14 protein-coding genes (1 of these 14 only partly in view) are annotated in these 12,280 nt (G+C 65.1%); 8 read left to right on the top strand and 6 right to left on the bottom strand.

The annotated features are described in order from the left end of the window. Positions 1–92 precede the first annotated feature (92 nt). Positions 93–1,010, bottom strand: coding sequence for an MBL fold metallo-hydrolase (locus tag ACP150_RS04615; RefSeq protein ID WP_424965362.1), 918 nt, complete (start codon positions 1,008–1,010; stop codon positions 93–95). A 192-nt stretch (positions 1,011–1,202) separates the two neighbouring features. On the opposite strand from ACP150_RS04615, the gene ACP150_RS04610 reads away from it, so the two are divergent. Together ACP150_RS04610 and ACP150_RS04605 are read left to right on the top strand one after the other, a co-directional pair. Further along, positions 1,203–2,090 (top strand): SPFH domain-containing protein, encoded by an 888-nt coding sequence (locus ACP150_RS04610; protein WP_424965361.1) that lies wholly within the window; start codon positions 1,203–1,205, stop codon positions 2,088–2,090. Further along, positions 2,090–2,371: an NfeD family protein gene (locus ACP150_RS04605; protein ID WP_424965360.1), complete on the top strand. Its 282-nt coding sequence runs from the start codon at positions 2,090–2,092 to the stop codon at positions 2,369–2,371. The genes ACP150_RS04610 and ACP150_RS04605 overlap by 1 nt, the downstream gene beginning before the upstream one ends. A 21-nt stretch (positions 2,372–2,392) precedes the next feature. On the opposite strand, the gene pyrF is transcribed toward ACP150_RS04605, so the two are convergent. Next, positions 2,393–3,097, bottom strand: a complete 705-nt coding sequence (gene pyrF / locus ACP150_RS04600) for an orotidine-5'-phosphate decarboxylase (RefSeq protein WP_424965359.1) — start codon at positions 3,095–3,097, stop codon at positions 2,393–2,395. A gap of 195 nt (positions 3,098–3,292) precedes the next feature. Between pyrF and clpB the strand changes: the two genes are divergently transcribed. Further along, positions 3,293–5,908, top strand: a complete 2,616-nt coding sequence (gene clpB, locus ACP150_RS04595; RefSeq protein ID WP_424965358.1) for an ATP-dependent chaperone ClpB — start codon at positions 3,293–3,295, stop codon at positions 5,906–5,908. A 111-nt stretch (positions 5,909–6,019) separates the two neighbouring features. Next, positions 6,020–6,541 (top strand): hypothetical protein, encoded by a 522-nt coding sequence (locus ACP150_RS04590; RefSeq protein WP_424965357.1) that lies wholly within the window; start codon positions 6,020–6,022, stop codon positions 6,539–6,541. Positions 6,542–6,556: 15 nt separating this feature from the next. On the opposite strand, the gene ACP150_RS04585 is transcribed toward ACP150_RS04590, so the two are convergent. Next, positions 6,557–6,784: a helix-turn-helix domain-containing protein gene (locus ACP150_RS04585; RefSeq protein ID WP_424965356.1), complete on the bottom strand. Its 228-nt coding sequence runs from the start codon at positions 6,782–6,784 to the stop codon at positions 6,557–6,559. Positions 6,785–6,926: 142 nt separating this feature from the next. On the opposite strand from ACP150_RS04585, the gene ACP150_RS04580 reads away from it, so the two are divergent. Next, the gene (locus ACP150_RS04580; protein ID WP_424965355.1) at positions 6,927–7,235 is read left to right on the top strand and encodes a thermonuclease family protein; all 309 of its coding nucleotides are present in this window, start codon (positions 6,927–6,929) and stop codon (positions 7,233–7,235) included. A 29-nt stretch (positions 7,236–7,264) separates the two neighbouring features. On the opposite strand, the gene ACP150_RS04575 is transcribed toward ACP150_RS04580, so the two are convergent. The 3 genes from ACP150_RS04575 to ACP150_RS04565 all read right to left on the bottom strand — a co-directional run bounded on the left by ACP150_RS04575 (position 7,265) and on the right by ACP150_RS04565 (position 9,235). Then, the gene (locus ACP150_RS04575) at positions 7,265–8,017 is read right to left on the bottom strand and encodes an SDR family NAD(P)-dependent oxidoreductase (RefSeq protein WP_424965354.1); all 753 of its coding nucleotides are present in this window, start codon (positions 8,015–8,017) and stop codon (positions 7,265–7,267) included. Positions 8,018–8,177: 160 nt separating this feature from the next. Next, the gene (locus ACP150_RS04570) at positions 8,178–8,669 is read right to left on the bottom strand and encodes a fasciclin domain-containing protein (RefSeq protein ID WP_424965353.1); all 492 of its coding nucleotides are present in this window, start codon (positions 8,667–8,669) and stop codon (positions 8,178–8,180) included. 74 nt (positions 8,670–8,743) lie between these two features. Next, positions 8,744–9,235, bottom strand: coding sequence for a fasciclin domain-containing protein (locus ACP150_RS04565; RefSeq protein WP_424965352.1), 492 nt, complete (start codon positions 9,233–9,235; stop codon positions 8,744–8,746). A 267-nt stretch (positions 9,236–9,502) separates the two neighbouring features. Here ACP150_RS04565 and ACP150_RS04560 point away from each other — a divergent pair, with 267 nt between their 5' ends. From ACP150_RS04560 to msrQ, 3 genes are all read left to right on the top strand, one after another. Continuing rightward, complete coding sequence (locus tag ACP150_RS04560) at positions 9,503–11,005, top strand: FMN-binding glutamate synthase family protein (protein ID WP_424965351.1); 1,503 nt, start codon at positions 9,503–9,505, stop codon at positions 11,003–11,005. Between the two features lie 64 nt (positions 11,006–11,069). Then, positions 11,070–11,978, top strand: coding sequence for a protein-methionine-sulfoxide reductase catalytic subunit MsrP (gene msrP / locus ACP150_RS04555; RefSeq protein ID WP_424965350.1), 909 nt, complete (start codon positions 11,070–11,072; stop codon positions 11,976–11,978). Further along, positions 11,978–12,280: the 5' portion of a protein-methionine-sulfoxide reductase heme-binding subunit MsrQ gene (gene msrQ / locus ACP150_RS04550; RefSeq protein WP_424965349.1), read on the top strand. The gene runs 339 nt beyond the window's last position; 303 of the gene's 642 nt are visible here — the first part of the coding sequence; its start codon is at positions 11,978–11,980; its stop codon lies beyond the right edge, outside the window. Before msrP ends, msrQ begins: the two co-directional genes overlap by 1 nt.

Here is a 12,280-nt window from a genome sequence, read left to right as displayed (position 1 = left end):
CACACACCGCGAGCAGAGCCCACAGATCGCCCAGACCCCGAAACGCAAAAGCAGGCCCGGAGGCCTGCTTGTCGTCCCGAGAGGGGGCGTGTTCAGAGCATCAGCTGGTAGCTGTGCGGGATGTAGCGGAAGCCGTCGCCGCGGGTTTCCACGAAGCCGACCCCGGGGAAGGGCATGTGGTACCCGATCATCGGGATCCGCTCATCGGCGATCTGGCCCAGCACCGCACGGCGGGAGGCGGCGGCCCCGGCCTTGTCCATGTCGAAGCGCACTTCCCAGTCCGGACGCTCCAGCGACCAGATCGGGTGGTTCGCCAGATCCGCGATCAGCATCAGGGCCTGGCCCTCGCTCTCGATCCGGTAGGTCATGTGCCCGGGGGTGTGGCCGAAGGCGGCCATGGCGGTGATGCCCGAGGCGACCGAGCCGCCATCATCGAGGAAGGAGAACTGCTCGTTCAGCGGCGCGACATTGGTGTTGAACCGGTCATTGGCCGCGTTGGACCAGTGGTTGTGCTCGGCCGCACCAGTGATGTAGCGCGCATTGGCGAAGGTCGGGTCATCGCCGGACATCAGCCCGCCGATATGGTCGCCATGCATATGGGTGAGGACCACCGTGTCCACCTGATCCGGGCTGTAGCCTGCGGCGGCCAGGGCGCTGGTGATGCCGTCGGGGTTCAGGCCGGTGTCGAAAAGCACCAGCTCGCTGCCGGTGTTCACGACCGTCGGGGTGAAGAAGAACTGCGAGGCGTCGGCGGGGATGAAGTTCTCTTCGCTGACCTGCGCGAATTCTTCAGGCGAGACGTTCATGCCGAAGATCGACTGGATCTCGTCGCGCTTGGTGGTGCCGGCCAGCAGGGTCGTCACCTCGAACCCGCCGAGCTTGATGCGGTTATGGGTCGGCACTGTGGCGCCCTTCATGTCGGCGGCGGCCAGTGCCGGGCTGCCGGCGGCGGCGGCCAGGGGCAGGGCGGCGCCTGCGGCAAGGGCTTGGCGGCGTGTGAATGTGCTCATGTCTCGTCTCCTTGAGTGATCGCTCATATCTAGCGCGCTGCGACAATTTGGCGAGCGCCCAATCGCCATTTTGGTTGGAGGTCGCCGAGACGTTATCGGGCCGTTTACGGCCCCGTGGATACTGTTACTCTGCGGGCGCGGCGGACACGCCCGGGGCAGGCCAAGGGGGCCTGCCGGTAACGGAGCTTTGCCATGGAAGACCTGCTTTTCACGCTGGTACAGGAAAATCTCGTGATCCTGCTGCTGGCGGCGTTCATCCTGCTCTGCGTGTTCCTCGGGATCCGGATCGTGCCGCAATCCGAGAAGCATGTGGTGGAACGGTTCGGGCGGTTGCGTGCGGTGCTTGGGCCGGGGATCAATTTCATCGTACCGTTTCTCGACCGGGTCGCCCATGAGGTGTCGATCCTCGAGCGGCAATTGCCCAATGCCAGCCAGGACGCGATCACCAGTGACAACGTGCTGGTGCAGGTGGAGACCAGCGTGTTCTACCGCATTCTGGAGCCTGAGCGCACGGTCTACCGGATCCGCGATGTGGACGGCGCGATTGCCACCACCGTCGCCGGGATCGTGCGGGCCGAGATCGGCAAGATGGAGCTGGACGAGGTGCAGTCGAACCGCAGCCAGCTGATCAGCCAGATCAAGGCGCTGGTCGAGGATGCGGTGGATGACTGGGGGATCGAGGTGACCCGGGCCGAGATCCTCGACGTCAATCTGGATGCGGCCACGCGCGAGGCGATGTTGCAGCAGCTCAATGCCGAGCGCGCGCGCCGGGCCCAGGTCACCGAGGCCGAGGGCCAGAAACGCGCGGTGGAGCTGGCCGCCGATGCGGAGCTCTATGCCGCCGAGCAGGAGGCGAAGGCCCGCCGGGTGCTCGCCGATGCGGAGGCCTATGCCACCAGCGCCGTGGCCCGGGCCATTCAGGATAACGGGCTGGAGGCGGCACAGTACCAGGTCGCGCTCAAGCAGGTCGAGGCGCTCACGGCGGTGGGGTCTTCCCAAGGCACACAGACGGTCATCGTTCCGGCGGATGCGGTGGACGCCTTCACCAATGCCTTCCACATGCTGAAAGGGCGCGGCTGATGCTGGTCACGCCATGGTTCTGGTTCGCGGCGGCGCTGATCCTTGGCTTTGTCGAGATGCTGGCGCCCGGCTATATCTTTCTCGGGATCGCGATCGGCGCGGGGCTCGTGGGCGGGCTGCTGCTTGTCACCCCGGCGGAGCTCGGCTGGACGCAATCCGTCCCGATCCTCTGCCTGATCTTTGCGGTGCTCTCGCTGATCGCGTGGCTGGCGCTGCGTCGGATCTTCGGCCTGCGTCAGGGGCAGGTGAAGACCTTTGAACATGATATCAACGACGACTAAGCCGGGCCCGCGCCACAGCCGCTAGGTGGTGGGCAGTTCGGCCAGCACGGCGCGCGCGGCGGCGGCCGGGGCCGCGGCCTGCCAGATCGGGCGCCCGACCACGATATGGTCGGCCCCGTCGGCGATTGCCTTGGCGGGCGTGGCCACCCGTTTCTGATCCCCAAGCGCGGCGCCGGTCGGGCGCACGCCCGGTGTCACGATCAGCTTGCCATCCGCCTCGGGCAGGGCGCGGATCAGCGCGGCCTCCTGCGGGCTGGCGATGACGCCATCGGCCCCGGCCTCCAGCGCGCGGCCCGCGCGTTCGAGCACCAGATCCTGCACCGGCCCCTCGGGCATCAGGCAGGCATCCAGATCCGCCCGGTCCAGCGAGGTCAGGATCGTGACCCCGAGGATCTTCATGTCCGACCCGGCGGCGCCCTGCTTGGCGGCCGCGACCACATGGGGATCGCCATGGACGGTTAGGAAATCGATCTCGAACTGGGCCAGCCCGCGCACCGCCGCCTCGACGGTCGCCCCGATATCGAAGAGCTTCATGTCGAGAAAGATCCGCTTGCCATGCTCGGTCTTCAACTCATTGGCCAGCGCCAGCCCCCCGCCGGTCAGCATCCCCAGCCCGATCTTGTAGAAGGACACCGCATCCCCGAGCTTGCCGGCGAGTTCGAGCCCGGCCAGCGCGTTGGGAACATCCAGCGCCACAATCAGGCGATCATCTGCGGTTTGCGTCATCGGGGCCTCCATGGTTGCTGCCTTCCCCTGCCAGAGCCCCGGCCCCCCTGCAAGGGGCGCTTTTTCGCGCCCGATTTCGGGTCTGTGGCTCTTGCGCAACGGTTTCTTCACGCCCATCTGAGATGTGAGGCTTGCAACAGATGTGCCGCGAAGCGGGCGTCTCACCGGGCAAGCGCTTGGAAAAAGGAGAAACCGATGAACCTGGAAAAGTTCACGGAGCGGTCGCGCGGCTTCCTTCAGGCCGCCCAGACCATCGCGATGCGGGAAAATCACCAGCGGATGGTGCCCGAGCATCTTCTGAAGGCATTTCTGGATGATGACGAGGGGCTGGCGGCCAACCTGATCGAACGCGCAGGCGGGGATCTGGCACGGGTGCGCGAGGCGCTGGAGACGGCGCTGGATAAGCTGCCCAAGGTGTCGGGCGACGGCGCGCAGACCTATCTGGATGCCCAGACCTCGAAGGTGCTGGACGAGGCGGAAAAGATCGCGACCAAGGCCGGCGACAGTTTTGTCCCGGTGGAGCGCATCCTGACCGCGCTGGCCGTGACGAAATCCGGTGCCAAGAGCGCGCTGGAGGCCGGTGGCGTGACCGCCCAGAAGCTGAACGGTGCGATCAATGACATTCGCAAGGGGCGGACGGCGGATACGGCCTCGGCGGAATCGGGCTATGATGCGCTCAAGAAATTCGCGCGCGACCTGACCGAGGCGGCGGCCGATAGCAAGATCGACCCGATCATCGGGCGCGACGAGGAAATCCGGCGCGCCATGCAGGTGCTGAGCCGTCGCACCAAGAACAACCCGGTGCTGATCGGCGAGCCGGGCGTCGGCAAGACTGCGATTGCCGAGGGTCTCGCCCTGCGGATCGTGAATGGCGATGTGCCTGAATCCTTGCGCAACAAGAAGCTGATGGCGCTGGACATGGGCAGCCTGATCGCGGGCGCGAAGTATCGCGGCGAGTTCGAGGAGCGGTTGAAATCCGTGCTGTCGGAAGTGACGGCGGCGGCGGGGGAGATCATCCTGTTTATCGACGAGATGCACACGCTTGTGGGCGCGGGCAAGGCGGATGGGGCGATGGATGCTTCGAACCTGCTGAAACCGGCGCTGGCGCGCGGGGAGCTGCACTGTGTCGGGGCCACGACGCTCGATGAGTACCGCAAATATGTCGAGAAGGACGCCGCGCTGGCCCGCCGGTTCCAGCCGGTGATCGTGCAGGAGCCTACGGTCGAGGACACGGTGTCGATCCTGCGGGGCATCAAGGAGAAATACGAGCTGCATCACGGGGTGCGGATCTCGGATAGTGCGCTGGTGGCGGCCTCGACCCTGAGCCATCGCTATATCACGGACCGCTTCCTGCCGGACAAGGCGATCGACCTCGTGGATGAGGCGGCGTCGCGGCTGCGCATGGAAGTGGACAGCAAGCCCGAAGAGCTCGACGCGCTGGATCGCGAGATCCTGCAGAAGCAGATCGAGGCGGAGGCGCTGCGGCTAGAGGATGATCTGGCCTCGCGCGACCGTCTCGCGAGCCTGGAAAAGGATCTGTCGGATCTGCAGCAGCGCAGCGCAGAGATGACCGCCCAGTGGCAGTCCGAGCGCGACAAGCTGAGCGCGGCGCGGGACCTCAAGGAGCAGCTCGACAAGGCGCGGGCCGAGCTCGAGATCGCCAAGCGCGAGGGCAATCTGGGCCGCGCGGGGGAGCTGTCCTATGGCGTGATCCCGGGGCTCGAGAAGCAGCTGGCCGCCGCCGAGAATGGCGAGAGCGACGTGATGGTCGAGGAGGCCGTGCGCCCGGAGCAGATCGCCTCGGTGGTGGAGCGTTGGACCGGCATCCCGACCTCCAAGATGCTCGAGGGCGAGCGTGAGAAGCTTCTCCGGATGGAGGATGAGATCGGGCGTCGGGTCATCGGTCAGAAATCCGCTGTACGTGCGGTGGCCAATGCGGTGCGCCGGGCGCGGGCGGGGCTGAACGACGAGAACCGGCCTTTGGGCTCGTTCCTCTTCCTCGGGCCCACCGGGGTCGGCAAGACCGAGCTGACCAAGGCCGTGGCGGAGTTCCTCTTTGACGATGACAGCGCGATGGTGCGCATCGACATGTCCGAGTTCATGGAGAAACACGCGGTCGCGCGGCTGATCGGGGCGCCTCCGGGCTATGTCGGCTATGACGAGGGCGGCGTGCTGACCGAGGCGGTGCGGCGGCGGCCCTATCAGGTCGTGTTGTTCGATGAGGTCGAGAAGGCGCATCCGGATGTCTTCAACGTGCTGTTGCAGGTGCTGGATGACGGGATGCTCACCGATGGGCAGGGCCGGACGGTCGATTTCAAGCAGACGCTGATCGTGCTGACCTCGAACCTTGGGGCGCAGGCGCTGAGCCAGCTGCCCGACGGAGCCGATACGAGCGGGGCCAAGCGCGACGTGATGGATGCGGTCCGGGCCCATTTCCGGCCCGAGTTCCTCAACCGGCTGGACGAGACGATCATCTTCGACCGGCTCGTGCGCGAGGATATGGATGCGATTGTCGATATCCAGCTCGCCCTGCTGCAAAAGCGGCTGGATGGGCGCAAGCTGACGCTGGCACTGGATGACAGTGCGCGGACCTGGCTTGCCGATGAGGGCTATGACCCGGTCTTTGGCGCGCGCCCGCTCAAGCGGGTGATCCAGCGGGCCCTGCAGGACCAGTTGGCAGAGATGATCCTGTCGGGGGATCTGTCCGATGGCGACAGTATTCCGATCAGTGCCGGGGCCGATGGTCTTCTGGTCGGGGACCGCGTGTCGAGTTCCCAGCGCACACCGCCGGAGGATGCGGTGGTCCATTGACGCCAGACGGCACCTGAGAGAGGCCCCCGGATGCGGGGGCCTTTTTTGTTTGCGTCCGTGACGGGGGCCGGTCAGTGTCGGGAGGACATCGCCAGATCAGGAGGCCCAGCCATGTTCCGACCCCTCGTGCTTGCCGCAGCGCTCGCCTGCACCGCGCCCATGGCGCAGGCCAATTCCGATGTCCTGCCCGCCCCGGGCACCACGTTCAGCGCCTATGGGTCGATCGAAGGCTGGACGGTCTTTGTCAATGAGGACCGGAAGACCTGCATGATCGAGAAGGTCGATGCGGCCGAGAATGTCGTTCAGATGGGCCTGACCGTGGATCGCGGCTTCGGCTATCTGGGCGTGTTCACCAAACAGGACACCCCGTTGGAGACCGGGGAGGAAACGGTCGCGGTGCTGCTGGGCGAGAACCTCTATGTGGGCTCGGCGCGCACGCTCAGCTCGGGCCTGCGGGACGGGTATCAGGGCGGCTACATCATCTCGGATGACCCGCAATTCGTCACCGATATCATGCAGCAATACGAGATGATCGTTCTGCCCGAGACGGATTTCGCATTCGTGGTCGATCTGACCGGGACGATGAAGGCCATCGAGGCTGCGCGCGACTGCAATGCGGCGCAGAACGGCTAGCGTTCGCGCGGGCGCCTAGCCGTCCAGATCCACGGTCAGCCGTACGCCCGTCTCGGTCTCTTCCCACCGCGCGCCATGTTTGCGCAGCGCCTTTTCCAGGGCGCGAACCGTGTCATAGCCCGCCCCGGACCCGCCCTCGAGGCGTTTGAGGGTCTGCACATGCACGCCGGCCGCATCGGCCAGCTCTTTCTGCTTGAGCCCCGTGGCCCGGCGCGCCCGCGCGATGATGGTTCCGATCTTCATGGCGAGGTATGTGTCACAGGCGTTAATCTATGGCAACGCAGAAGATGATAGTTGATACAAAAAGTATAAATCATTAGGCTTTTAACGGTTTCTTGACGGGATCTGCGGATCCTGTCCCGAACCCTAGAAAAGGAGCCTTCGCATGTTTCCCCTCGTGGCCTTCGTTCTGTTGCTCGCGGCTCCCAAGGGGGATGTCTATGTGGCCGATGCCGGAACCCTCGTGATGTCCGGAACGGCGGTTCGGCTCGAAGGGATCGCGGTGCCCCCGCCGAACAGTCCGCAGGGCGAAGCGGCGGCCGAGATGTTGCGCGCGATTGTCGAGGGCAAGCTCGTGACCTGCCAGATGCAGGGCGCGGGCATCCAGAGCTTTGCCTCGGGCACTTGTCAGGCGGATGGCGAGGATATCGGCGCGGCCCTGATCGCCTCGGGCCACGCCACGATGATGCGCTGACGGCGGGTCGCGGCTGAGAGGCGGCGCCCCTAGCGGCGCAGGGCGGGCAGGCCGATGCCCGTGGCCTCGAACCCGCCATCGGCGGCGAGCACCTGCCCGGTGATATAGCTGGCCTTGTCCGAGCACAGAAAGGCGATCGCCTCGGCGATTTCCTGTTCCGAGCCGTAGCGGTTGAGCGGGATCGCGTCGTGATAGGCCTCGATGATCTCTTGCGAGTGGACGGCCATGGCAAGCTTGGTACGTACGGGGCCCGGGCAGACGCAATTGGCCCGGATACCATATTCGCCGAGCTCGACCGCCTGTTGCAGGGTGAGCTGGATCACCGCCGCCTTGGAGGTGCCATAGGCCACCCGGAGGGTCGAGGCGCGCAGGCCCGAGATCGAGGAAATGTTGACGATGGCCCCGCCCGTCTCGCGCAGGGCCGGGGTCGCGGCCTGCACGCAGAGGAAGGGGCCGTCCAGATTGGTGGCCATCACCGTGCGCCACCGCGCGTAGGTCGTGTCCTCGATCGGGCCGAAATCGGCTACGCCGGCATTGTTGACCAGCGCATCGATCCGCCCGAACTTGCGCAGGGTCTCGGCGATCATTCCCGAGACCGAGTCCGCATCCGAGACGTCGCAATCGATCCCGTGGACATTGTCGAGGCTGGTGATCGCATCGGCGAGCGCCTCTCCATCGCGGTCGATCATCGCGACCTTCCAGCCGGAATCGGTGAAGAGGCGCGTGGTGGCGAGGCCGATGCCGCGGGCGGCTCCGGTGACGACGGCGATTTTCTCGGACATGTGATCTCCCATTTGCGCGGGGCGCTTTGGGCTCAGAGTGCGGGAAGCTCCGGGCGCAGACAAGAGGGGGCGGGGCTTGCACGAAAAAGCCCCCGACGCGGCGGCGCCGGGGGCTTGGGTACTCGAAATCAGAGCACTGGTAACGCGGGTCGGGTCCCGATCAGGGCAGCAGAACCGTGTCGATCACGTGGATCACGCCGTTGGAGGCCATGATGTCCGCCGCGATGACGGTGGCATCGTTGACCTTCACGCCGTCGGTGCCGTCGACCTTGACGGTGCCGCCCTGCACGGTGGCGACGTCGAGCATGGCGCCGGCCAGATCGCCGGAGGTCACCGCACCGGGCACCACGTGATAGGTCAGGATCGCGGTCAGCTGATCGATATTGCCCGGCTCCAGCAGGGATTCCACGGTGCCGGCGGGCAGTTTGGCGAAGGCCTCATCGGTCGGGGCGAAGACGGTGAAGGGGCCATCGCTCTTGAGGGTGTCCACGAGGCCGGCGGCGCCCACGGCGGCGACCAGGGTGGAGAACTGGCTGTCAGATGCGGCAATATCCACAATATCGGGGGAGGTGCTGGCCATGGGGTCACATGCTGCGACGAAGGCGACGGCACCGGCGGCTGCCAAGGACTTGAGTGCGAAACGACGGTTCATTGGGGTCTCTCTTTTCTTCAAAACTGTGGTGCTGGTCCGGCCGGAACCCCGGCCGAACCAGTGGGTGGTTGACCTTACATGGTCGGCAGGATGACCGTGTCGATCACGTGGATGACACCGTTGGAGGCTTCGATATCGGCCGCGGTGACGGTTGCGCCATCCACGGTGACGCCGCCTTCGGTCATGATCTTGACCGAGCTGCCTTGCACGGTGGCCGCTTCCATACCGTTGGACAGATCGCCGGACATCACCTTGGCCGGGATCACGTGATAGGTCAGGATCGCGGTCAGCTGGTCCTTGTTCTCGGGCTTGAGCAGGTCTTCGACCGTGCCTGCGGGCAGGGCGGCGAAGGCCTCGTCGGTGGGTGCGAAGACCGTGAAGGGACCTTCGCTCTTGAGGGTCTCGACCAGACCGGCGGCCTGAACGGCCGCGACCAGCGTGCCGAAGCTGCCGGCTTCCACGGCTACGTCAACGATATCCTTTGCCTTGTCGTCGTCGCTCATCGCGAAGGCCGCACCGGCCATCATCACTGCGGTGGAAGCGGCGAGAAAAGTTCTGCGGATCATGAGTGTATCTCCCTGTCAAACATCCGCCCCCATGGCGGATCTCTTGTTCGATGACGGGCAGCTAGGTGTGTTTTCGAGCGGGGCTTTCCGCCGACGGAGTTGACGACAGCGGCGCTGGGCCTAAGCCCTCTGAAAAGCTGAATGCGAGACACATTTTTGTGAAGCGTCGTGACAAATGACGGCAAAGTGTTTCGGAATTCATCGCCTCCGGGCTGGTTTTGCGGCGGGGGGATGCCTAGCCTTGGCAAGATATTGCGGAGGTGAGCGATGGATATGATGGAGAGCGCGGACTGGGTCGCCCGGGTCCTGTCGAACGGGTTCATTCTGGTTCTGGGGGCGATCGCGGCAGGGCTTGTCGTGCTCTTTGTCATCGACCGGATGCAGACCGCCGACGCGATCCGGCGGAATTACCCGGTGATCGGACGGTTCCGGCATATCTTCTCGACCCTGGGCGAATTCTTTCGCCAATACTTCTTTGCCATGGACCGGGAGGAGCTGCCCTTCAACCGCGCCCAGCGGGAATGGGTGAGCCGGGCCTCCTCGGGCAAGGGCAACACGGTGGCCTTTGGGTCGACCCGCAATCTGAGCGTGGTGGGCACACCGATCTTCGTGAACGCGGCCTTTCCGCCCCTGGACGAGCAGGCGAGCGCCGCCGGGCCCATGCTGATCGGTCCCACGGCGCGACAGCCTTTCGTGGCCCGCTCGATCTTCAACATCTCGGGCATGAGTTATGGCGCGATCTCGAAACCGGCGGTGCTGGCCCTGTCCAAGGGGGCCAAGGCGGCGGGATGCTGGCTGAACACGGGCGAGGGGGGCTTGAGCGCGCATCACCTGACCGGGGGCGCGGATATCGTCTATCAGATCGGGACGGCGAAATACGGGGTGCGCACGCCCGAGGGGGCGCTGGACGACGAGAAACTGGCGAAGATGGCCGCCCATGAGACCGTGCGCATGTTCGAGATCAAGCTCAGCCAGGGGGCCAAGCCCGGCAAGGGCGGGATCCTGCCCGGCGAGAAGGTGACCGCCGAGATCGCCGAGGTGCGCGGTCTTGCAGTGGGGCAGACGAGCTATTCGCCCAACCGCCATGTGGAGATCGACGATTGGGAGGACCTGCTGGATTTCGTGCATCATGTGCGCGAGGTCACCGGCAAGCCCGTGGGCATCAAGATGGTGGCCGGGGCAGAACGCCCCTTTCGCGAGCTTTTTGAGGCCATCAACCAACGCGGCCCCGAGAGTGCCCCGGATTTCATCACGCTGGACGGGGGCGAGGGCGGCACCGGGGCCGCGCCCATGCCTTTGATCGATCTGGTGGGGATGACCGTGCGCGAGGCGCTGCCCATGGTCGATGACCTGCGCAGTGAATACGGGCTGCGCGAGCGGATCCGTCTGATCGCCTCAGGCAAGCTGGTCAATCCGGGCGATGTGGCCTGGGCCCTGGCGGCGGGGGCGGATTTCGTGACCTCGGCGCGGGGCTTCATGTTCAGTCTGGGCTGTATCCAGGCGCTCAAATGCAACAAGAACACCTGCCCCACGGGCATCACCACCCATGATCCCCGGTTTCAGAAAGGGCTCGTGGTCGAGGAGAAGTATAAGCGCGTGGCGAATTACGCGACCGGTCTGGTGAAGGAGGTCGAGACGATCTCTCATTCCGTGGGGGTGCAGGAGCCGCGCCAGATGCGCCGTCATCATGTGCGCCTCGTGCAGCCCAACGGCACGTCGGTCCCGTTTGACCAGTTGCACCCCGTGTTTCAGGAACCCGCTACAACGTGAGCGCCCGTGTTTTGGACCTCGGCCGCAGTTCGCCTATCTCAAGCGAATAGAACCGGAGACCTCCATGACGCGCTTTCGCCCAGACCTCAGATATTCCGACATCACCCCCAAGGACGTGTTCCTGAACCGGCGCAGCTTTCTCGCCAGCGCGGCCGCGGCCGGGATCATGGCCGGAAGCCAGGTCTCGGCGCGGGATTTCGCGGGCGGAGAAGAGCCAAACACCTTTGAAGAGATCACCAGCTACAACAATTTCTACGAGTTCGGCACCGATAAGGGGGATCCGGCGCGCTATGCCTCGGCGCTGACCACGGACCCCTGGTCGATCAAGGTGGACGGTCTGGTGGACCGGCCCGGCACCTATGACATCGCGGATCTGGTGGATGAGGCCGAGATCGAGGAGCGGATCTATCGCTTCCGCTGTGTCGAGGCCTGGTCGATGGTCATTCCGTGGAACGGGATCGAGCTGAGCAAGATCCTCGCCAAGTTCGGTCCGCAGCCCGGGGCGAAATACGTGGCCTTCGAGACGCTGGTGCGCCCCGAAGAGATGCGCGGGCAGGCCGGACGCAGCAATATCGACTGGCCCTATCGCGAGGGGCTGCGCATGGATGAGGCGATGCATCCGCTGACCCTGATGGGGACGGGGATCTATGGCGAGCCCATGCCCAAGCAGAACGGCGCGCCGATCCGGTTGGTCGTTCCGTGGAAATACGGGTTCAAGTCGATCAAGTCGATTGTGCGCATCTCCTTCACCGCCGAAGAGCCGCCGACCACCTGGAACATGCTCCAGCCGCGGGAGTACGGCTTTTATGCCAATGTGAACCCGCAGGTGGATCACCCCCGCTGGTCGCAGGCAACCGAGCGTCGGATTGGCGGGGGTCTCTTGGCCCGCCGCCGCCCGACGCTGATGCTGAACGGCTATGCGGATCAGGTGGCGGATCTCTATACGGGTATGGATCTGACGCAGTCGTTCTAATGATCGACCGGCTGAACCACATGGCGCGCAAGCTGCCGAACTGGGTTTTCTATGTGCTCGGTCCGCTGCCTGCGGCGTGGCTCCTGTGGCAGGGGATCACCGGGGCGCTGGGCGTGGATCCGGTCAAGGTGATTGAGCATGAGCTGGGGCTGATCGCGCTCCAGCTGCTGATCGCGGGGCTGCTGATCACGCCATTGCGGCGCTATGCGGGGCTCAACCTGATCAAGTGGCGCCGTCCGATCGGGATACTCGCCTTTGTTTACGTGGTGTTCCATCTGCTGGTCTGGGTCCTGCTGGATATG

This window comes from Dinoroseobacter sp. S375, from assembly GCF_049800775.1.
GTDB lineage: Bacteria > Pseudomonadota > Alphaproteobacteria > Rhodobacterales > Rhodobacteraceae > Dinoroseobacter.
This window is presented reverse-complemented; position numbering and strand designations above follow the sequence as displayed.

Excerpts from the sequence above, each read along its gene's own strand:
- ACP150_RS04615 (WP_424965362.1), bottom strand. The coding sequence starts at position 1,010 with ATGAGCACATTCACACGCCGCCAAGCCCTTGCCGCAGGCGCCGCCCTG.
- ACP150_RS04610 (WP_424965361.1), top strand. The coding sequence starts at position 1,203 with ATGGAAGACCTGCTTTTCACGCTGGTACAGGAAAATCTCGTGATCCTG.
- ACP150_RS04605 (WP_424965360.1), top strand. The coding sequence starts at position 2,090 with ATGCTGGTCACGCCATGGTTCTGGTTCGCGGCGGCGCTGATCCTTGGC.
- pyrF (WP_424965359.1), bottom strand. The coding sequence starts at position 3,097 with ATGACGCAAACCGCAGATGATCGCCTGATTGTGGCGCTGGATGTTCCC.
- clpB (WP_424965358.1), top strand. The coding sequence starts at position 3,293 with ATGAACCTGGAAAAGTTCACGGAGCGGTCGCGCGGCTTCCTTCAGGCC.
- ACP150_RS04590 (WP_424965357.1), top strand. The coding sequence starts at position 6,020 with ATGTTCCGACCCCTCGTGCTTGCCGCAGCGCTCGCCTGCACCGCGCCC.
- ACP150_RS04585 (WP_424965356.1), bottom strand. The coding sequence starts at position 6,784 with ATGAAGATCGGAACCATCATCGCGCGGGCGCGCCGGGCCACGGGGCTC.
- ACP150_RS04580 (WP_424965355.1), top strand. The coding sequence starts at position 6,927 with ATGTTTCCCCTCGTGGCCTTCGTTCTGTTGCTCGCGGCTCCCAAGGGG.
- ACP150_RS04575 (WP_424965354.1), bottom strand. The coding sequence starts at position 8,017 with ATGTCCGAGAAAATCGCCGTCGTCACCGGAGCCGCCCGCGGCATCGGC.
- ACP150_RS04570 (WP_424965353.1), bottom strand. The coding sequence starts at position 8,669 with ATGAACCGTCGTTTCGCACTCAAGTCCTTGGCAGCCGCCGGTGCCGTC.
- ACP150_RS04565 (WP_424965352.1), bottom strand. The coding sequence starts at position 9,235 with ATGATCCGCAGAACTTTTCTCGCCGCTTCCACCGCAGTGATGATGGCC.
- ACP150_RS04560 (WP_424965351.1), top strand. The coding sequence starts at position 9,503 with ATGGATATGATGGAGAGCGCGGACTGGGTCGCCCGGGTCCTGTCGAAC.
- msrP (WP_424965350.1), top strand. The coding sequence starts at position 11,070 with ATGACGCGCTTTCGCCCAGACCTCAGATATTCCGACATCACCCCCAAG.